A 20,065-nucleotide genomic window follows, 5' to 3' on the forward strand; every position below is an offset into this window, starting at 1 on the left:
AGTCCAGAATATCATCCACGATCTGAAAGGCCATACCGATCTGATATCCAAAATCACGCATGGCTTCAATGGTTGCTTCGTTCGCCGGGCTGACCATGGACGCGGCGCGTGAGGTCATCTCGAACAGGGAGGCGGTCTTCGCGTAAATCCGTTTGTAGTAATTATCGCGATTGATCAACCCGCGCGAGGTGAACATTTGAGTCAATTCGCCGTTGACGATGGTAGCAAGTGTTTCAGAGAACAATTTCATCAATGCCAGATTGTCTGTTTCGGCGGCAAGTTTGGCTGCACGCGCGAACAGAAAATCTCCGGTCAAAACGGTGGCAGGCGGCGACCAGCGTGCGTTCAACGTGGCCATGCCGCGCCGAAGCAGGGAGCCGTCGATCAGGTCGTCATGCACGAGGGTGGCGGTGTGCAAAAGCTCCACGGCTGCGCCGAGGGTGACGAGCTTCTCAAGGGGCGCACCCAGCATGTTTCCAACGAGCAGGCCGAGGGTAGGGCGGATGCGCTTGCCTCCAGCGGCGAGTAAATGCTCAAGGGCGGCACGCAGGTCGGAATGTGTATCATCCGCCTGAATCCGCATTCGTTCTTCAACGAGTTTTATTTCTTCTTGTACAGGTGAGAGAAAAGTTACCGTGCTCAAATCAGTCTCCCCATGCAAAGAGCCGCGCCGCATTGGCGGCAGTTATGGCGGCGATCTCTGCAGGGCTTTTTAAATGGATTTCTGCAATTTTATCAGCAATGTGACCAACATAGGCAGGTTCGTTCCTTTTGCCACGAACCGGCACGGGAGCGAGAAAAGGCGAATCGGTTTCGATCAGAATTTTGTCAAGTGGCAGTTGTCTGATAATTTCGCGCTTTTCGTCCGCGTTTTTATAGGTCACAGGGCCGGTAATTCCGAGATAAAAATTAAGATTTAACGCTTTTTGCGCGGTTTCAAGATTCCCGTTAAAGGAATGGAGTACGCCGGGTCTTTCAGCGAGCGGATTTTGCAAACTGCCTTGCCATTCTTCCAAAATTTTCAGCAAATCAACAGACGCATCGCCGACCCACGCATCATTTTCTTCACGCATGTGAATGATGACCGGCTTATTAATTTCCTTTGCAAATTGCAATTGCACTTTCAGCGCCTCGCGTTGAAAGGCACGTTTGTCATTTTCCTTGACCCAATAATAATCAATGCCGATCTCGCCAATTGCAACCACTTTTGGATGAATGGCAAGTTCCTTCACTTGCTGAAAAGTGCCTTCGGAGAATTCCTCCAGATCAGTGGGATGGAACCCAACCGCAGCATACACACTGGGATTTGACTCTGCCAACAAAACCGCATCTCTACTGGACCTGTGATGGAGTCCCGGTACGAGCAGCCGAATCAGCCCTGAATCAATTGCGCGTTGGATCACCTCTGCGCGATCAGAGTCGAATTTGTTATAGTCGAGGTGGCAGTGGGTGTCTGTGAGATTCATAAGAAAGATGAAAGAAGAAAGATAAAGGATGAAAAAGCCGCCTAATTTTGGGCGGCAAAAACTTATTACTCTTAATAGTGTCGGGTATCAAATAACATTTTGACACCCGACACCTCAAACACATTATAAACCTCAAAAACTTTAGAAACTTCAGAGACTTTAGCCGCCTCAGAAACTTCTATTTAATCCCGCAACCTTTAAACCATCTTCCAAAATCGCCTTGACCTTATCCTTATGACGGGTCTCGGTATACACGCGCAAGATGGGTTCCGTTCCAGAAAAGCGGATCAACATCCAGCCGCCGTCTTCCATCTTGAACTGGAAACCATCCACGGTGACCACTTCGGTTACCTTCAGTCCGCCGAGGGTGGCCGGATAGTTATCGCGGATGATCTTCTTGCGCGATTCATGATCTCCGCTGAAGGGGCTATCGATACGGTCGTAGAAATATTCACCGCCGACTTTCTCGAATAGGTCTTTCAGTAATTCAGTGGGTTTCTTGCCGGTCTTGACCATGAAATCAAGCATATACAAACCAGCCAGAATTCCATCGCGTTCAGGCACATTGCCACGGAAAGCATATCCGCCGGATTCTTCGCCGCCGATCAGGGCGTTGGTCTCGGTCATCTTGGGTGCCACAAATTTGAATCCCACGCCTGTCTCATGCACCGGGACGTTATAGAGTTCGCCAAGTTTGTTGAGCATGTTGGTGGTGGAAAGTGTCTTTACGATATCACCGCGTTCGCCGCGCACTTCGAGCATGTAATAAGCGAGCAAACCAAACACGCGCAATTGATTAATGAATTCGCCATTCTCGTCTCCGATACCGCAGCGGTCTGCGTCTCCATCGGTGATGAGCAATACGTCAGCTTTGTTATCAACTGTCGCTTTCAAGCCCACATCAATATTGGGTTGAATCGGCTCTGGACGTTTCATCTCAGGGAAGGATGGATTGCGTGTATTGTGAATTTCGATCACGCGTGTCTTTCCGCCCGCCAGCAAACGTGGGAACCAGCCCATGCCGTTGCCCCACATGGTATCCACCATCACGGTCAGGCCGGCGTCTTTGATGGGCTGCAAGTCGATCAAGCCATCGCGGGTTAAATGTTCAATATAAGGAGTGGCCGCGTCAAATTTGACGATCTCGCCAGCGGCGACGGCTTCCTTGTAGTCTTTGCGTTTTACATCTTTGATGTCATCAGGGATCCGCCTTCGATCTGCTGTAATCCTTCGGGGTCGATCGCGCCGCCCGTATCATTGCGGACTTTGAATCCATTGTCGGTGGGTGGGTTGTGACTGGCTGTGATGTTGATCGCGCCGGCAGCTTTCTTATCTACAACTGCATAGGCAATGACAGGTGTGGGCGTGGCTTCCTGAGTTAGGTAAACCTTCAAGCCGTTGCCAGCCAACACTTCCGCAGTCGCCGCGGCGAAATGTTCACTGCTGAAACGCATATCATGGCCGACGACAACGAACTGTCCCTTTTTGCCCTGGGCCAGCATGTAATTTGCAAAGCCTTGCGCGCAACGACGCACGTTGTCAAATGTGTAATCTTCTGCGATGACTCCGCGCCAACCATCTGTGCCAAATTTTATTTTTTGTGCCATTGAATATTCTCCTGAAAAATGATGACTGATGAGATTATACCCGTCACGGGTAAAAATATCATCCAAAAATTGAGCGCGCTTGAGCGTGTGGAAAAATGAAGGCGCCCTCATGTGAAGGCGCCTTGTTTGCGTTTAATTGTATGCAGGAATTTCGCTGAATTTTTAATATCGCGTTTGAAATCTAGCATGATTCTGTACGAAACGAGGAGTCTGATTACTGGTTCAGGGTGCTCATGATGACTTGGTTTCTGAGAATGCTTTGTTAGGCGTTTTTAAGTTGCATAAGACTCCCTAAGCTCGAACATGGCGAAGGATTTCGTCCACGACGCTGACAAGCGGCTGTGTTGCATCTATGACGATGCCGCCACTGGGTATGTCTTCTTTTGTTCGATGCAATCGCGCAATGAGTTCTTTTTCCTCTGGTTTTCCGCCCCAGTCAGTTGGGTCTCGTGCCACGCGCTCATCAATCCGCCGATACAATGTGTCAAGGTCGTCGACCTCAAGAACAAAAACCTCGTCCAATAAATCTATGAATTTTGAAAAATTCCTCGAACCACCGCAGAAGAAAGAGATTGCTTTGCTGTGATCAGCGATCACGGATTTAACTTTGTCTATATCCCAAAGGTGATGTTCCTGTTGCCATATGGCCTTGTCCCTTTCGTTCTCATGGACAGGTTCATTTACCGGTTCTCCTGTCTTTGGATTGCCCCAATACCTCAACTCACGATCACCGTGGAGGACGTGATAACCGCGCCGCTGCAATTCTTCAGCCACCGAGGTTTTGCCCGTGCCGGAGACTCCCTCAATAAGATAATTTCTCTTACCCATTGCCCTTACCTCTTTGGTGTGTTTGTTGGATGATTTGACATTAACACTTTTCTCTTTGTGCAAGGGAGTGCATAACGGTTTGCGTGGGATGGACGTGGACTCTGCATGGGAGCAGAGAAAACTTGAAGCCAGAAAAATGCGGCGAAAATGGCCAACTGGGAAAACAAGCGCAGTGAAACTTTGCCTGACGCGGAGCGTGCCGCAGAATCCCAGCGTCAGGTGCCCGCTTTGTTGGGCTGTTTTTCAAACAAGAATTCTAACTTATCTTAAGACAAGACGAATTTTCTTTATATTATTGCCTGTACACCATTCTAATGCCTTCATCAATTCTTCCAAGTCTTTACGAAAATAACTCCCTTTTTAAAATACGATCAAATTTCTTTAACGGTTAACATATCTGAAATAAATTGTGGGTTGGAGTCCAGGATTGTTATAAGAGGTTTTATTGTATTTATAACTTGTATGTGGAGATTGCCATGCTGTTTCAAGGTCTTTCCTGTTCTTCATGCCAGAATTTTGCCCTTGTCCTTATCATCAGGGTCTCGAGCAATGAATTGGTCAAGAAAGCCGTCTTCTAAGCCAACAACCTTATCTCCTGTAAGCGAATGGAGATTTAACACTGGAAATTGCTCATGCAAATCTTGTGAGCCGTGGCATATCAGGATGTCCAAATGTTAAGAGTTGATGTTGCAAAATCTGAATATGAATAGGTTGCGGTCTTTGTCCTTGATCTGTTTCTGATTCCTAGTATGAGTCCCATGTGTTTTTGGGATGCTGATCTTGACATTTTTCATGCAAAGAACAGCCTCTAACTATGTATTATGGGAAAGTATCCCGTTGGACTTCACTCCTGCGTTTACGGAGTTGCCGTGGCTGTGGGCATGTCAAACGGTGTGGGGGTAAATGTCGCCAGCGCTTCAGGGGTAAAGGTCGCAAGGGATGTGGATGTCACAGTTGGTGTGGGCGTTGCTGTTAATTCGGCTGCGCCTTCGGGCAGGCTGTCCATTAGCAATTGCAGAGCAATGTCCACATCACCCACGGCGATGACCGGGAAAGCGGGTAGGTTGCCGAGTGCAAGGTCAAGGCGGGTCATTACTTGATTTAGTCCATCCGTTTTGTATTCTGGGTTCTCAATTTGCACTTCGGCTAATAGATCGCGTGCCGATTGCACGTCAACTTTTGCGAGGCCAAAATTACTTTGTGAAAGATACAATCGTGCGCGCGATAAAAATTCAACGGCGCGGGTAATTTTTATTTCACGCTGTAATTCCTGCACGAGTTTTTCGTTGCCGTTATTAAACTGGCTTTCGAGACTCGTTTGCATTTCGCCCAATTGTGCGATCATCGCTGTATGTGATGCGATGGTCTTGTCCAATGCGTCCACACGGGTGGTCATTTCATCAAGCTGCGTTTGCAAAGATTCAACCTGCTGCGAAAGCTCCGAGATGCGCGCTGTGTTTCGTTCGACAGGCACGATCAATTTGTCGTTCAAGAACGGCAGGCCATAATACAACCCCGCGCCGATCCCGCCGATGACGATTGCGATTGCGATCAATCTGAACAAGGCTCTTATAAAATTGAGAAGCGCCTGCCCCAAACGCGAAAAGAAGGATGGCTGCTCTTCGACAGATTCCTGTGCAGGCTTGCTCTTCTCAATATAAGCAGGCGGCGCCTCTTCCTCAACCGGAATCATGGCACTGTTTTCTGGAGCATTTTCCCCCGTTTCAGCAAAGGACTGCACCCGCGCGAGCAAGGTTTTTCCCATGCCTTTCACTTTCAGGCAATCTTCCACTGAGTCAAATGGGCGGGCTGAGACGAGGTTGCCTGCAATGTTGCGGGTAATGCCCGGGATTTTGGTCAGTGTGTCAAAGTCTGCTGTGTTGAGGAAGTTAAGGAAATCTGTCATGATGCCGCCTTTTATTTCAGAAAGTTATTGAACGTCTGTATCAGTTGTTGAATCAACTCAGGGTTGTATGTTTTGAACCTTGGTAAATTGCTTGAGAATGTCAACAAAACACTCACGGCAATAGTATACGCCCAAAGACTGAAGCCTAGAATGGTAAAAGAAAATTTTGCCGCAGGTTTGGTTTTCAGTAGGTCGAATCCGCTCCAGAGGCCGATCAAAGATAGAAGCGCCAGAGCAGGAATTAGGTCCAGCAGGTAGCGCATGGTGGTGTAGAAAAATAATTGGGTGGTGAGAAATATCAAAAGCGAGGAACCGGTCAACGAGCTGGAAATCCAGAATAGAGTCTTTTTTTTGCGAAGAATCGCGAGGATCAAAAATGGCGTGCCGATCAAAATGCCGGTGATACTTTCTGCGAAGTAATAATAAATGCTGCGTTCTGATTCGTTGAATCCATTGGGCGGTGACCAGAGCGTGGATTTGATCAACGGGAAGGCGTCTTTTATTTCGTAGGGATTGAGAAGTGTTTTGTATAAATTGGGTGCGACATAGGCGGGCGAAAAAGTTTGCCCGATGGTCTCATGAATGTTGAAACCTGTCAGTTGATATTGATAACCGAAATCGGTGATCGAGCCGAAGCGCGCGTAGTTGTACCAGGCGTAGCTGATGCCGCCGAACGCGAGCGGAAAAGCCAACGCGATGACAAAAGCAACTGTTTGTGCGCGACGCGATTGGAAAGCCCAGATCAGCACGATCAGCGAGGTGAATGCAATCGGAATGAGTAGGATGGTGCGTGAACCGATTGCAAATGTAAAGAATAAACCAGTCAATGTGAGGCTTGTGATGCTTGGTTTGTTGAAGGTGTTGAAGAGAAAATATAACCCGCCGATAAAAAAGAATTGACCGGCAGCGACTGCGGCTTCGTAGATGCGTGGGTCAATCAACACGAAGGGCAGCGGATTGATAAGACCGACGAGCGCGATGCTTAATAAAATGATTCGGCGCGGGAGTTCTTGAAAATAATTTTTCCAAAGTGCGAGAATGATCAGTGTAAGAAAGATAAATGTGCCGGCGATAAAAAAGAAGGTGAGGATATTGTCACCGATTTCATTTACATAAAAGAATTTAATGATGCTGAGCAGGAGCGCTGGGACCGGCCCCCAATATAAATAATATTTGCCTTCATAAAGAGTTGCGTCCCATAATACGGGAATGCCTTCACGGTTGGTGGGTTCGTATGGATCTTCGAGCGCCAGCAGGGCGGGGTCTGGTTTTACTTCGAGTTCGAGCTGACCGTGACGAAATGCGGATGCCATCAGATCGTAGTAGTTTGTGGTCTTGGGCCACACTGTCCACAGGCCGAGGCTGACCCACCAAACGTAGGCAAGAATAACGAGACCCAAGGTGATGATGGAAGCCAAATAAAGCTGTCCCGTTTTGGTGTGGATGAGTTGACCGAGAAAATTATCCTCGCGATACAGCAGGGAAGCGGTAAGAATGAAAATTCCGAGAAGGAAGAGGGCGTATCTTTTCGTGCCCCAAACAGCGTTATTATCCACGCCGAGTTGGTTGGCAAAAATCATGGCTGCCGCGATGCCGAGTCCGAGTGTGATGCCTGTGATGGAGAGCCAGTTTTTCTTCATTGGGTTTATTTTATCATTCAGGGAAAAGCAAGTGCCACAAAGGAAAAGCAGTTTTTTCCCTGCGTGGTAATGTATAATGCGCCCATGATTTACTTGGATTACGCCGCCACTACTCCCGTGGACAGCCGTGTTCTCGACGCGATGTTCCCATATTTTCGTGAATTCTTTGGGAACCCATCCTCAATCCACCGTTACGGACAGAAAGCCGAAAATGCGGTGGATGATGCGCGCGAGAAAGTTGCAGCAGTGCTTCATTGCAGACCAGAGGAAATCCTCTTTACATCCTGTGGTTCTGAATCAGATAACCTCGCACTTCGCGGGGCAGCACAAGCTGCACGTACCCAACGCAAAAACCCGGGAGAAAAGTGGATCCTTACGGCTAGAAACGAGCACCACGCGGTTAGCAAAACAGCCATGCAGCTTGAAAAAGAATATGGCTTTCTGCTCGAATGGTTGGATCTGGACGAACGCGGCGCGGTGACGCCTGCCGCGCTCAGCAAGGCGGTTTGCAGCGATACGGTGCTTGCATCTGTGATGTATGCAAATAACGAGATCGGCACGATCAACCCCATTCAGGAACTCGCCAAAGTTGCGCGTAGCAACGATGTTGTTTTCCATACTGATGCAGTTCAGGCTGCGGCGTATTTGGATGTGGATGTTGAAACGCTGGGCGTAGACTTGATGTCGCTTGGCGGGCATAAATTCTACGGGCCAAAAGGGGTGGGGGCGTTGTACGTCCGCAAGGGGACGGGGCTTGTGCCGCATCTGACAGGCGGCGGGCAGGAGTTTGGTCTGCGGGCCGGGACTCAGAACGTGCCTTATATTGTGGGCTTTGCCGAGGCGCTGCGGCTCGCTGCCGAAGAACGCGAGGCGCGCACGGCACATGTCAAGCCGATGCGCGATCAAATCATCGGACGTGTGCTCGAAGAGATTTCCGATTCCCAACTCACAGGGCATCCTGAAAACCGCCTGCCAAACCACGCATCATTTGTATTCAAGGATGTGGATGGCAATCTGCTTTTGCAGATGCTTGATTCCGCGGGCTTCGCCTGCTCTTCAGGGTCTGCCTGCAAAACAGGCAACCCTGAACCGAGCGAGGTGATCACTTCGCTGGGATACTCTCGTGAGTGGGCATTGGGCTCTTTGCGAATTACTTTAGGTGCTGAATCCACGCCTGAGCATGTGGATCAATTTTTGACAGCTCTGCCTGAGTTGGTGGAAAAAGTGAGAAATTTGAACCAGAGATAAACACGGATAAACACTGATGTTTTGATGAAAGGATGGGGAAGATGCCTTCGCCTGATGTGAATTTAATTACTCAAAAAATTATTGGTTGTGCTTATGATGTAAGCAATGCACTTGGTGCAGGCTTTGTTGAGAAGGTTTATGAGAATGCGCTTGTTCACCGTATTCGTAAATCGACCGGTCTGTCAGTGGCACAACAACACCCGATTAAAGTGGTTTATGATGAGATTATTGTCGGTGAGTTTTTTGCTGACTTATTGGTGGACGGAAGAGTATTGGTCGAATTAAAAGCGGTTTCAATGTTGACAAACGATCACACCGCTCAAGCTTTAAATTATTTACGGGCAACTGGCTTTGAAATTTGTTTGCTCATTAATTTTGGGAAGAACCAAGTTGAAATAAAATTCCGACTTTATCCATACACCGACTGGAAAGAGAAAAAACTCTGAATTGTTTTCATCAAGTCCATCCCTTTCATCTGTGTTCATCTGTGGTTAATTTTTGAAAACCCAAATCATCACCCTCGAATCTCACGATGACCTCATCTCAGTCCGCGATAAATTATCGTGGGCGAAGACGCCGCGCATTTTGCTGGTTTGGCCGAAGTATGAGAAGGTCACTTTGCGCGTGTTGGATCTAAAAGTTTTACAGCGTCATGCGGATTCACTCGGCGCCCAACTGGGACTCGTCACTCGCCGCGCCAATGTAAGACGTGACGCAGAATCGCTTGGCCTGCCGGTCTTCATCTCGACCACAGCGGCTCAACGCGAACTGTGGCCTGATTCTGCTCCGAGAAGCAGGCGCATCCCGAAAGTGCCCCGCCGTGACCTGCGGCAGATCCGTGATGATGTGTACCCCAAGGAAGCTCGCTGGCGCACTTCGTTGCTCGGCCGGGTGCTGACTTTCACAGCGGGGGTAATTGCCGTTTTAGCAGTAGCAGGCATCTTCGTCCCGCGTGCTGCGCTGACTTTACATCCCGAAGCGCGGACTCAAAGCATCATCATCCCGGTCGCAGCCAGTGAGTCGACTGAGTCTGTATCGGTCACTGGTGTGATCCCGGCGCAGAGCATATCGGTCACGGTTGAAGCGGAACAGTCGCTTGCCATCACCAACGAAATTTCTGTGCCGAAATCAAAGGCCAAAGGAATTGCGCGTTTTACGAATCTGAGTCAAAAGGAAGTGGAAATTCCCGCAGGCACTTTGATCGCAACGGAAACCTCCACCAGATTTATCACCTTGAATGACACGCGCTCCTGCCGGCGAAGATCGACCAGTTTGTAGATGTGCAGATCGAAGCAGTGGAAGCGGGCGCGCCAGGCAATGTGCCCGCAGACAAGATCACCCTCATCGAAGGTGGACTCGGACTTTCCATTTCGGTTACGAATCCCAATCCGCTGAAAGGCGGCACGAACACGCAGTTGATCGGTGCCAGCGAAGAAGACCGCGCCGAACTGCGTGATGTGGTCATGGATAATTTGCGCCGTGATGCTGAGACAAAACTGCGCGCACAGATCGCTCCCGCTGACCTTTTGTTGATGGATACTTTTGAGATCGTGCAGATCGGCGAAGAGACATTTTCACCAGCGGCAGGCCAGCCCGGAAATTCACCTTTGAAGATGCAAATTGATTTTTCAGCCCGCTATGTTGCCGATGATGATCTGCGCCAGCTTTCGCTTTCCACTTTAAATGCAACAGCCGAAAGCGGATTCGAGTCGACGGCTGTGCCTGTATATAAAGTCATCACCGACCCCTCAACCGATAATTCAGGCATCAGTCATTTTGAATTGCAAGTGACCCGCACCCTGCTCCGTCAAGTGGATGAAATGCAAGTTTTCTCCATCGTGCGCGGACAGGAACCGCAGGCTGTTCAAAGTCAACTGGTTTCAAGTTTGGCGTTACGCCAGCAGCCTGAAATGACCATCACCCCCGCCTGGTGGCCGTGGCTGCCATTGATCCCGTTTAATATTTCGGTGGAAGTGAAATAAACTGATTACTAGACTTCGGAAGTCTTCTTAGAGGCCTTTTGGCCATCATGAACCTAAAAAGACTTCCGAAGTCTTTCATATTTTTGGAGCCCCTATGAGAATCCTTGCAGTAGATCATGGCGAAAAAAGAATCGGCACAGCACTCAGTGACGAGACCGCCACCATTGCCACTCCGCTTAAAGTGGTTGAACATGTCTCACGCGCCATTGACGCCGCGCAAGTGGCAGACCTCGCTTTGCAGAACAATGTCAGCTTGATCGTTGTTGGTCAATCCTTTGACGATGACGGCAACCCGAATCCCGCAGGCCGCCGCGCCGGGCGTTTCGCTGATGAACTCAAGAACCAGACAAACATTCCCATCGAACTATGGGACGAATCTTTCAGCACACAAGATGCCCGCGCCGCACGTATCGAACTCGGTGTCTCAAGAAAAAAACGTGCCGGCCATCAAGATGTCTTCGCCGCCGTTGTTATTTTGCAATCCTATCTTGAGGCACGCAGAGAAAGTAAGTGATGAGAAATAAGTTGATGAGTGATAAGTTGATGAGAAATAAGTTGATGAGTAAAAGGTAAAAAGTGAGAAGTAAAATAAGAGATCAATTAGAGAAGTTAACTATAAGTAAGATGTGAGTTGTTCGTCCGCATCTTTTCATTCCTCATTCCTCATTCCTCATTCCTCATTCCTCATTCCTCATTCCTCATTCCTCATTCCTCATTCCTCCCATGCGCCGTTATCAATATCACTTCATCCTTGCATTTATCGTCCTCTTTGCCCTGGCTTGTATTTACCTTACACTGGGCTACGTCCCTGCGCGCGCGTCTTTGCTGTATGGTCCGCCGGCGCGCACGCTTTCTGTTTCTGATCGCATAGAATATTCCACGCGGCTGTTGTCACATGGCGCGATTCTCACCACACCGCTTGACCCGAACGGCATGGAGCAATCCTTCCGCATTGAGCCGGGCGAGTCGATCTATTCGGTGGCAAACCGACTTGAAGAGTCTTACATCATCACGGACGCGCAGGCCTTTTATGATTACGTGGTGTACACCGGTCTTGATCTCACCATTCAATCAGGCGATTACACCCTCAGCCCCGCGCTTTCGACCATCGACATCACCCGCAAATTACAAGATTCAACTCCCACCGACATTAATTTTGTCGTCCTCTCAGGCTGGAGGATGGAAGAGATCGCCGCTTCGCTCCCAACCTCAGGGCTGGATATTTCTCCCGAATCATTTTTGGATGCCGCCCAGACCCCGCCTCAATCTCTTAACTTTTTGCCTGCTTCTGCTTCGATGGAAGGTTTCTTCCTTCCGGACATTTACATTTTGCCGCGTACCACAACCGTGGACCAACTCCTCGAAAGCATGGCGCGCAACTTCTCCCAGCACATCAGCGATGACATGCGTGCCGGATATACCGCACAGGGACTTGGATGTTTATCAAGCGGCCACGCTTGCTTCCCTTGTAGAACGTGAGTCTGTTTATGATGAAGAGATGTCTTTGATCGCTTCTGTCTTCATCAATCGCTTAAGGATCGGCATGACCCTCGGCAGTGACCCCACTATTCAATATGCTCTCGGCTATGACTCGCATCAACCAAACCTGGTGGACAAATCCGCTTAGTTATGAAAATCTGCAATTTGATTCGCCGTATAACACGTACCTTTATGCTGGCCTGCCGCCCGGCCCGATTGCAAACCCCAGTATTGAAGCGTTACAAGCAGTTGCCTTTCCTGAAACATCCCCATATTATTTTTTCCAGGCTACCTGTGACGGCTCAGGCTATCACACCTTCTCTGTCACTTTTGAAGACCATCTTGCGAATTTGTGCCCGTAAGAGAAAAAACCTGAAGTTTTCACAGGATCTTTCAAAAGTGTCCACTGTGGGTTTCTTGAATTTCCCAATCTTTCTGCCTTTAAAGGTTATCAAAACGGGCGAAGCAAAACACGAGAAAAAAACCATAACAGCCCGGATCAACGGAAACCGACAAGAAGCCCGCCGTTCCAAAATCAAGCAAATATAATATTAATCCCTGCCAGAGTAGGATTAAACAAGGCTTGCAGCATGGCGATGCCAGATCACCGGCATAGTCCAACAGAATGGCTGGAAGATAGATCGGCATTTTGCTGATAAGTATCCCTTTGAATATTGCGCCAAATATAGGTGCGCCGCTTAAACTCATTAAGCATGCAAGCAGACCTGTAACCGCCAATGGAATTCCCCACCAGCGCAGCCAATTTGTCAGCGAGTTGACGGCGGCGAGGGTCAGCATTATTAAAAATCCCAGCGGAAGGAGCGGGCTTAATCGCATCAACAGCCGCGCAGTCTGCAATTTTTCACGCGGATAATTTTCCGCTGGCGCGCTGATTAATGTGAATTGATCGGGGATTGCCAATGTAGCGAATTCCATTTGTCTCTGGATGGCGGGTGTTAGTAATGGATACAACTCCGACGGCGGTTTGCAGAATTGCATTTCACCCTTTGAGAGCAAATCCAATGTCATTTGGAAAACTTGCTCCAACGTGCAATCTGGCTGCGTATTTAAAAGTTCGTAAACCGCTTGCACACCGGTTCCACTGACCATGTTTACCTTGAGCGGCATCAGCGAAAATTGAACAGAATCCGCTCGCAGGTTGAGATAGGAAAACGTTGAATTTAGAATATCATCTCCCATCAGCTTGAGAGTCTCTTCTGGCAGCAGCGTACGAAAGAAGGCCTCCCACGCCGGCTGTCCCATACCGCGCATCACAACTGGAAGCTGGCTTTGGTCTGTGTTTGTAGAAAGCATGGCTTGAGCCATGACAGCTGGCAATTGGTTATAAAAATCAGTATTGGCAAAGGCTGTTTGATAAGTCTCTGCGCTAAAAGCGCGGCGGTCAAAGTTGAAGAAGATCAACGCGGGGACTGCTGTGATTACGAATAAAGCCGCGAAGAGTATTCCGGATATTTTTTTTAGTGAATCCATTGTGTCTCAATACCTGTTACTACAAATCGTCCCGAAGGTTTGATTGGCTTAATACAATATATCCACCAAACCTTCGGGACGTTCTTTCTTTTTATGCGGTTAATATTTCAATGTAATCCTGTGTCACCACTTCTGCGCTGCCCAGACCGAGCAGGTTTAATAACTCTTTCACCAGCTCCGCTTTGAGGTCTGCATCCTTGCGGCTCCAGGTGCGGCTCTTGATCTCAAGGAAGGTTCCCATATCGGGTTGTTTCATCTCATCGAGATTGACAAAGAATTCAGTTTCCTTGTATTTGATATGCCAGCGCGAGCGGTCTTTCTCAATTGAAATTTCCTGCGCGGGCTTGAAGTATTCACGATAGAAGCGTGACGTATGCACAGCAGGCGCAAGGAAGCGGCTGCGGGAAAGCAGCACATCGTGGCCGATCTCGTCTTCGCGCTGCTGACCGAGCAAAGTCAAACGCGAGCGCACATTTTCCACCTCACCTTTTTCATTGATGAGATTATCTTCACGGAAACGCAAGCGTCCCTGCGATGGATCTTCGAACATGTAATACTCATCGTATTGATGATAATGTTTATAAGCGTTGACTTCGATCTCAGGCCGCTTCATATTCTGGACAAGTGAAGCTGGTTCTGTCACCTTGACCTTGACCTGCACCTCGAATGATTCCTGTTCCATTGAGCCGCCGAGTGCGATCAATTTTGAGAGAACAGATTGCTCGCGTTCGGTTAGGAAGTCGTCGATTTTCAATGCTAATTTACGGGCCTGTTCAAGCAGGTCCGCTTCGTTCAATGTCAGTAACTGATGATCGCGCATTAACCACTTCCCGTTGACCATTACATCGGTCACATCTGTAGATTTGGAAGCGAAGACCAATTGTGCATACGCATTGTTCGGGTTGCGGCGGAAGCGCGGAGAGTTATGAATGGGGGAGGTGTCCACCAATATCAGATCGGCGCGTTTGCCCGGTTCGAGCGACCCTGTCAAATGTCCGATATGAAGCGCTTGTGCGCCCATGCGAGTCGCCATCAGCAGAGCAGTCGCCGCGGGGACGACCGTCGGGTCATTGCTGGATGCTTTCGCAACAAAAGAGGCGAGGCGCACTTCTTCGAACATATCGAGATCATTGTTCGAGGCTGGGCCGTCTGTGCCGATGCCCACATTGAGCCCGGTCTCAAGCATTTTTTGCACGGGGGCAAAACCTGAAGCGAGTTTGAGATTTGAGGACGGGTTGTGCGCGATGCCTGCATTCACATGCAGCAGTGTTTTCATTTCACCCGTATCAACATGCACACAATGTGCAGCGATCACTTTTGCTTCGAGTACGCCCTGCTTTTTGATATACGGCACAACCGGCATGCCCTGTTCGTTGCGCATGGTTTCCACTTCAAAAGCAGTTTCAGAAATGTGGATGTGCAAAGGCACGTCAAATTCCCTGGCGAGTTCTGCGCACGAGCGCAAAATTTCAGGCGTGGTGGAATAAGGCGCATGTGGCGCAACCGCCGGGACAATGAGCGGGTGGCCTTTCCATTTCTTGATGAATTCGCGGGCGTAGGCCAGCGAGACTTCAAATGAAGCCGCATCGGGTGCGGGATATTTCATCACACTTTGCCCGCAGACGGCACGCATACCCGCATCGGCTGTGGCTTGAGCGATGTCGTCTTCAAAGAAATACATATCGTTGAAAGTGGTCACGCCGCTGCGGATCTGTTCGGCGCAGGCAAGTAGTGTCCCAAGGCGGACAAATTCCGGGGTGACAAATTCACGTTCCACGGGCAGCATGTAGCCCATTAACCAAACATCAAGCCGCAGGTCATCTTCGAGGCCGCGCAGCAGAGTCATCGGGACATGCGTGTGCGCGTTGACTAGTCCCGGCATCAATACTTTTCCGCCGCAATCGATGGTTTCATCTGCTGTATATTCTTTGAGGATTTCGGCTTCGGGTCCAGCGGCGACGATCACATCATCTTTTACGGCCACCGCCCCGGGGTCATATTGATTCATTTTGCCGTCCATGGTCAGGACAATGGCATTTTTGAGAAGGGTGGTTACTTTTTGAGTCATTCAATCTCCTTTTTTATTTTCACTCTGAGCAGAGCCAAAGAGTGAGTTGTATAAAATTCCTAAGAAAGTGTCTGAAAATCTCTTTTCTTTACCACGAAGTCACCAAGTCACGAAGACACCAAGAGAGAAAAAACTTTGTGGCTTTGAGTCTTTGAGACTTCGTGGCTAAGTCTAATATCTGCACAGAATTATTTTTCCCAGGTTAATAGAATTTTCAGTGCTTCTAAATTCTTTTTGAAGTCTGTATATTTGTGCGTGGATAGTTCCATATCTACCGAGATTGCGCCAAGTTCCACGGCATAATCGGCGAGGGTACCGGTAAAGATACAGCCTGTATCCAACGGCGGGAAGGGATATTTGGTGGCTTTGCCAAGTGCTTTTGCAAATTCAATTGATTTTTTCTCCCACGGTTCTCCGCCGGGAAAAACGCCCAGAGCGGCGCTGTGATAACTGATCAATGCTTCCACTTTATGAGTTTGCAGGAATCCCATCAGCGCCTTTGTCTCTGGCTCGGAGCCGGGACCCGTTCCACCCGTGGTGGGACCGTAGTTCCAGCATCCATCACGATCCCAGTTGGCGGCCCAATTGGTGGGGAAGTTGCGATTTAAGTCCACGCCGTGATCGTTGACACGGCCATCAATGCCGTGATCGCGTGCATCGCCATCGGGGTTGAGGTTGCGCAAAATGTAAAGGGTCACATCGCTGGGAACAATTTCAGGGTTCTCGTAAAAGTATTGAATCAATTCGTCCGCGAGAGCGATGGTGTTCCATTCGTAACCGCCATGAATGCCGGCCACGATCATGCGTTGTTTCTCGCCATTGCCAAAAGAATACACTTCGATGGGCCGCCCCGAAACTGAATAGCCGATCAAGATCGGGCGCATTGACCCGCCTTCAAGTACAAAAGGTGTTGCTGATTGCACCACGATCATTGTCGAAAGCGGATTTGGCGTTACAGTGGGTAAATATAATGCATTGGGGTCAGGTGTGTAGGTTGCTGGCAACCCGGCTGTAGAGATCGTTTGTGCGTTTTGCGGCGCAGCGAGCACAGGCTGCAAGGCCCAATATGCCACCAGTACCAGCGCAATACTGCCCAACCCAACGATGTTTAGCACCCATGCAAAAGTTACCCAGTTTGCATCGTTACGGCGGCGTGGTGCTGGCATTAGTTTATTTCCTCGGCAGTCATGCGCAGCCAGTTCAATGCCAAATTCATCGCCCAGCGCGGCAGACTGCGCGGCGGGCCGCCATATGTAATGCGGTGAGTCTTTTCTCCGCGCGGTGAGATCATTGCCATTTCGGCGGCGCGTTCATCCGGGTATACAGAAATGCCCAATGCAATATCAGTTTGCGAGTCTGCCTGGGCGGCGCGTAATGCCTGCATGAGTGTATCAGATGTCAGATTAGGGAAAGATGCGGTGTGCGGATTGCGAAGCGTGCGTGCCAAAAGTCCATCGAGTCCTGATTCGATTGCGGTCAGAGTCCAGCCGCGGCGGGCGATCAGATCCAGCACAACTTCTTCAAGTTTATCTTCATCTGCACCGAAGACGACAGCCCCGAGTCTTTCGCGGACCTGTGACTCGATCTCGGCAATCATGGCATTCGCTTCGCTTTCGCTTTTCGCCTTCGCGGCGATGCGCACATCCACAACGCCGGTATGCGCGGCGAGACCCACGGTGGGATTGCTGAGCATTTCAAGATCGGCAATTTTTTCGTCGATCATGCCTTCGCCGAGACCGGCGCAATGCAGCACGCGGACTTTGATGACTTCGTTAAGATTAAATCTCTTTTGAAGATAGGGAATGATGGACTCATGCAGAACATGTTCCATTTCATTTGGCACACCGGGTAAAGAAACGACCGCGTTACGTTCTGTTTCAACGATGAAGCATGGCGCTGTGCCGACGGGATTCCGAATCCCAAGCGCGCTCTTTGGAACATACGCCTGCCGTTTTTGATTCTCAGACGGCTTGCGTCCATAACGCGCGATGGTCTCGACAACCTGTTCCCACAGGTCTTCGCGGAATTCAGTTTCAACGCCTGCGGCTTTTGCCACCGCTTCACGCGTTGGGGCATCTATTGTCGGGCCGAGGCCGCCGGTGGTGATGACGATATCTGCGCGCTCCATCGATTCGCGGATCGCGCTCGCGATGCGTTCTTCATTATCGCCGATGGTGATCGTGCGGTATAAGTCCACGCCGAGGCCGCGTAAATTGCGTGCAAGATAGCGTGTGTTGGTGTCCACGATCTCACCGAGTAAGATTTCCGTTCCAATTGTGATGATCTCTGCTGATGTCATTTTTTGTCCTTGTAAGCAGACTTCTTTTGTAAACCAAGACTGAGAAGTTGGTTAATGCATCTTAATTATAGAGTCTTAAAAAAGACTTCCGAAGTCTCCTGTAATTCAAACTACATTGTACTCTTGAATCAAACGGCCTTCTTTGAAGCGTTTCAGGTCGAGCATGGATACGTCCACGCTTGAAAACTTTCCATCCAAAATTTTCTCTGCCATTAATTTTCCTGATATCGGCCAGTGCATGAATCCATGCCCTGAAAAACCGGCGCACACATAAAAACCGTTCACACCAGTTTCACCGTAGATCGGGTGCGCATCGGGCGTCACTTCATACAGCCCCGCCCAATGTGAAGCGCGTTGTGCCTTCTCCACCAGCGGCATGCGCTCAATGGCGGCGTCCAAATTTACCAACTCAAAATCCTCATCCACACTTTGATCGAAGCCCGGTTTTTCGTTTTGATTGCTCATGCCGATCAGCAAACCTTCGCCTTCACGGTGAAAATATAATGAGCGTGCAAAATCGATCACGAACGGAAAATCATCAGGCACTTCCTTAAGCGGACTTGTAGTAAACATCTGTCTGCGGAGGGGGGTGATCGGAAGTTTGATGCCTGCCATGTCTCCGATGCGCCCGGCCCACGGTCCCGCCGCGTTCAATATCATGCGCGTCTTGATCGCACCGATACTTGTTTGCACCTCTTCAACATGATCTCCCTTCAGGCTGATTCCAATCACTTCCACGCCTGAGAAGACTTGCACGCCCATTTTTTGTGCCGCACTGATATATCCGGCCACCACGCTGTTCGGGTCGACTGTCCCATCTTTTTGATTGAAAGTGCCCGCGAGTGCATCATCAAATTTCATCAGCGGCAATCGCGCGCGGACTTCGTCTCCGCTTAATAGTTGTGTTGGCACGCCAAGTCCATTTTGCATGGAGACGTTATGCTTGAAAACATTTACTTCTTTTTCGTTTGTTGCAACCAGAAGATAGCCGCATTGCTTATAGCTTACGTCCTGTCCGATCTCATCTTTGAATCTTTCGATCATCGGCAAACTTGCAAGCGAGAGTTTGACATTGATCTCGGTTGAGAACTGATAGCGTACTCCGCCTGCGCATCGGCCGGTTGCTCCCTGTCCGAAGAAATTTTCCTTTTCAAGCAACACGATATTTTGCGCCTTGATAAGTCCGCGCTGTGCAAGATGGTAAGCCGCACTGGCTCCCATCACGCCGCCCCCGATAATGACAATTTCTGCTGTATTTGGTAGGTTCATAATATTTAGAAGAAACCCGCCTTCACGCCTTCGCGGAAAACGGGTTTCTGATAGGTTGTTCGATTATCTTTCTATTCAACGCCGAGGTATGATTTTTGCACCATTTCGTTGTTCTTGAGATTCTCTGCGGTATCACTCAGAATGATCTCGCCCGTTTGTAAAACATAACCGCGGCTGGCAATTGAAAGCGCCATGAGCGCATTCTGCTCAACCAGAAGAATGGTTGTGCCTTCCTCGTTGAGTTTCTTGATGATATCGAAGATCAACTCAACCAACAGGGGAGCCAGACCCATGGACGGTTCATCCAATAACAGAATCTTGGGCTTTGCCATGAGGGCACGTCCCATGGCGAGCATTTGCTGTTCGCCGCCTGAAAGCGTTCCGCCTTTTTGGCCAATACGCTCCTTCAAACGCGGAAAGAGATCGAAGACGTGTTCCATATCCGCTTTGTAGGTGGTCAGATCTTTGCGGGCATAGGCACCCATTTCAAGATTTTCAAGCACGGTCATGCGCGGAAAGATCATGCGGCCTTCGGGGCTTTGTGCCACGCCAAGACCGGCGATCTCATGCGCGGGGAGTTTTTCAAGTTCCACGCCATCCAAAACGATCGTACCGGTACGGGGTTTATTCAGACCTTGAATGGTGCGTAGTGTGGTGCTCTTGCCAGCGCCATTGGAGCCAATTAGTGTAACAATTTCACCATCATTGACCGTGATGGAAATCCCTTTTAAGGCGTGGATGTTGCCGTAGTAAGTATGTACATCTTTTAATTCAAGCATGTT

Annotated in this window: 21 protein-coding genes; 8 read left to right on the forward strand and 13 right to left on the reverse strand. The window is 49.4% G+C overall.

All coding sequences use genetic code 11. The features are described from left to right. The 7 genes from IPL71_RS04215 to IPL71_RS04245 form a co-directional block, all read right to left on the reverse strand. On the reverse strand, positions 1–643 hold a 643-nt coding region (locus tag IPL71_RS04215; protein WP_345319180.1), incomplete at its 3' end, for a polyprenyl synthetase family protein. Position 644: 1 nt separating this feature from the next. Then, entirely contained in the window at positions 645–1,466 is an 822-nt protein-coding gene (locus IPL71_RS04220) for a TatD family hydrolase (protein ID WP_345319182.1), read from the reverse strand. Positions 1,467–1,634: 168 nt separating this feature from the next. Beyond that, positions 1,635–2,555, reverse strand: coding sequence for a phosphohexomutase domain-containing protein (locus IPL71_RS04225; RefSeq protein WP_345319184.1), 921 nt, complete (start codon positions 2,553–2,555; stop codon positions 1,635–1,637). Between the two features lie 92 nt (positions 2,556–2,647). Beyond that, the gene (locus IPL71_RS04230; RefSeq protein WP_345319186.1) at positions 2,648–3,073 is read right to left on the reverse strand and encodes a phosphohexomutase domain-containing protein; all 426 of its coding nucleotides are present in this window, start codon (positions 3,071–3,073) and stop codon (positions 2,648–2,650) included. A 291-nt stretch (positions 3,074–3,364) separates the two neighbouring features. Further along, positions 3,365–3,901, reverse strand: coding sequence for an AAA family ATPase (locus IPL71_RS04235; RefSeq protein ID WP_345319188.1), 537 nt, complete (start codon positions 3,899–3,901; stop codon positions 3,365–3,367). Between the two features lie 856 nt (positions 3,902–4,757). Then, positions 4,758–5,807 (reverse strand): helix-hairpin-helix domain-containing protein, encoded by a 1,050-nt coding sequence (locus IPL71_RS04240; RefSeq protein WP_345319190.1) that lies wholly within the window; start codon positions 5,805–5,807, stop codon positions 4,758–4,760. An 11-nt stretch (positions 5,808–5,818) separates the two neighbouring features. Continuing rightward, entirely contained in the window at positions 5,819–7,447 is a 1,629-nt protein-coding gene (locus IPL71_RS04245; RefSeq protein WP_345319192.1) for a hypothetical protein, read from the reverse strand. Between the two features lie 84 nt (positions 7,448–7,531). Between IPL71_RS04245 and IPL71_RS04250 the strand changes: the two genes are divergently transcribed. The 8 genes from IPL71_RS04250 to IPL71_RS04285 all read left to right on the forward strand — a co-directional run bounded on the left by IPL71_RS04250 (position 7,532) and on the right by IPL71_RS04285 (position 12,518). Further along, the gene (locus IPL71_RS04250) at positions 7,532–8,695 is read left to right on the forward strand and encodes a cysteine desulfurase family protein (RefSeq protein ID WP_345319194.1); all 1,164 of its coding nucleotides are present in this window, start codon (positions 7,532–7,534) and stop codon (positions 8,693–8,695) included. Positions 8,696–8,736: 41 nt separating this feature from the next. After that, complete coding sequence (locus tag IPL71_RS04255; protein ID WP_345319195.1) at positions 8,737–9,141, forward strand: GxxExxY protein; 405 nt, start codon at positions 8,737–8,739, stop codon at positions 9,139–9,141. A gap of 52 nt (positions 9,142–9,193) precedes the next feature. Continuing rightward, complete coding sequence (locus IPL71_RS04260; protein WP_345319197.1) at positions 9,194–9,973, forward strand: hypothetical protein; 780 nt, start codon at positions 9,194–9,196, stop codon at positions 9,971–9,973. Between the two features lie 2 nt (positions 9,974–9,975). Further along, the gene (locus tag IPL71_RS04265) at positions 9,976–10,677 is read left to right on the forward strand and encodes a hypothetical protein (RefSeq protein ID WP_345319199.1); all 702 of its coding nucleotides are present in this window, start codon (positions 9,976–9,978) and stop codon (positions 10,675–10,677) included. A gap of 94 nt (positions 10,678–10,771) precedes the next feature. Next, positions 10,772–11,191: a Holliday junction resolvase RuvX gene (gene ruvX, locus IPL71_RS04270; RefSeq protein WP_345319201.1), complete on the forward strand. Its 420-nt coding sequence runs from the start codon at positions 10,772–10,774 to the stop codon at positions 11,189–11,191. A gap of 209 nt (positions 11,192–11,400) precedes the next feature. Then, positions 11,401–12,156: an endolytic transglycosylase MltG gene (locus tag IPL71_RS04275; protein ID WP_345319202.1), complete on the forward strand. Its 756-nt coding sequence runs from the start codon at positions 11,401–11,403 to the stop codon at positions 12,154–12,156. Next, positions 12,110–12,304 (forward strand): endolytic transglycosylase MltG, encoded by a 195-nt coding sequence (locus tag IPL71_RS04280; RefSeq protein WP_345319204.1) that lies wholly within the window; start codon positions 12,110–12,112, stop codon positions 12,302–12,304. Before IPL71_RS04275 ends, IPL71_RS04280 begins: the two co-directional genes overlap by 47 nt. Then, the gene (locus IPL71_RS04285; RefSeq protein WP_345319206.1) at positions 12,264–12,518 is read left to right on the forward strand and encodes an endolytic transglycosylase MltG; all 255 of its coding nucleotides are present in this window, start codon (positions 12,264–12,266) and stop codon (positions 12,516–12,518) included. Before IPL71_RS04280 ends, IPL71_RS04285 begins: the two co-directional genes overlap by 41 nt. A gap of 79 nt (positions 12,519–12,597) precedes the next feature. Here IPL71_RS04285 and IPL71_RS04290 read toward each other — a convergent pair whose 3' ends face one another. The 6 genes from IPL71_RS04290 to IPL71_RS04315 all read right to left on the reverse strand — a co-directional run bounded on the left by IPL71_RS04290 (position 12,598) and on the right by IPL71_RS04315 (position 20,062). After that, positions 12,598–13,647, reverse strand: coding sequence for a hypothetical protein (locus tag IPL71_RS04290; protein WP_345319208.1), 1,050 nt, complete (start codon positions 13,645–13,647; stop codon positions 12,598–12,600). 91 nt (positions 13,648–13,738) lie between these two features. Continuing rightward, complete coding sequence (locus IPL71_RS04295) at positions 13,739–15,715, reverse strand: amidohydrolase family protein (protein ID WP_345319210.1); 1,977 nt, start codon at positions 15,713–15,715, stop codon at positions 13,739–13,741. 188 nt (positions 15,716–15,903) lie between these two features. Next, on the reverse strand, positions 15,904–16,881 hold the full coding sequence (locus IPL71_RS04300; protein WP_345319211.1) for a M14 family metallopeptidase: 978 nt from the start codon (positions 16,879–16,881) through the stop codon (positions 15,904–15,906). After that, positions 16,881–18,014: a competence/damage-inducible protein A gene (locus IPL71_RS04305; RefSeq protein WP_345319213.1), complete on the reverse strand. Its 1,134-nt coding sequence runs from the start codon at positions 18,012–18,014 to the stop codon at positions 16,881–16,883. The genes IPL71_RS04300 and IPL71_RS04305 overlap by 1 nt, the downstream gene beginning before the upstream one ends. 105 nt (positions 18,015–18,119) lie before the next feature. Next, a complete protein-coding gene (locus IPL71_RS04310) occupies positions 18,120–19,283 on the reverse strand; it encodes an NAD(P)/FAD-dependent oxidoreductase (RefSeq protein WP_345319215.1) in 1,164 nt (387 codons plus the stop codon). A gap of 71 nt (positions 19,284–19,354) precedes the next feature. After that, complete coding sequence (locus IPL71_RS04315) at positions 19,355–20,062, reverse strand: ABC transporter ATP-binding protein (protein ID WP_345319217.1); 708 nt, start codon at positions 20,060–20,062, stop codon at positions 19,355–19,357. Positions 20,063–20,065 lie beyond the last annotated feature (3 nt).

It is taken from the genome of Candidatus Villigracilis proximus, from assembly GCF_016717045.1.
Taxonomy (GTDB): domain Bacteria; phylum Chloroflexota; class Anaerolineae; order Anaerolineales; family Villigracilaceae; genus Villigracilis; species Villigracilis proximus.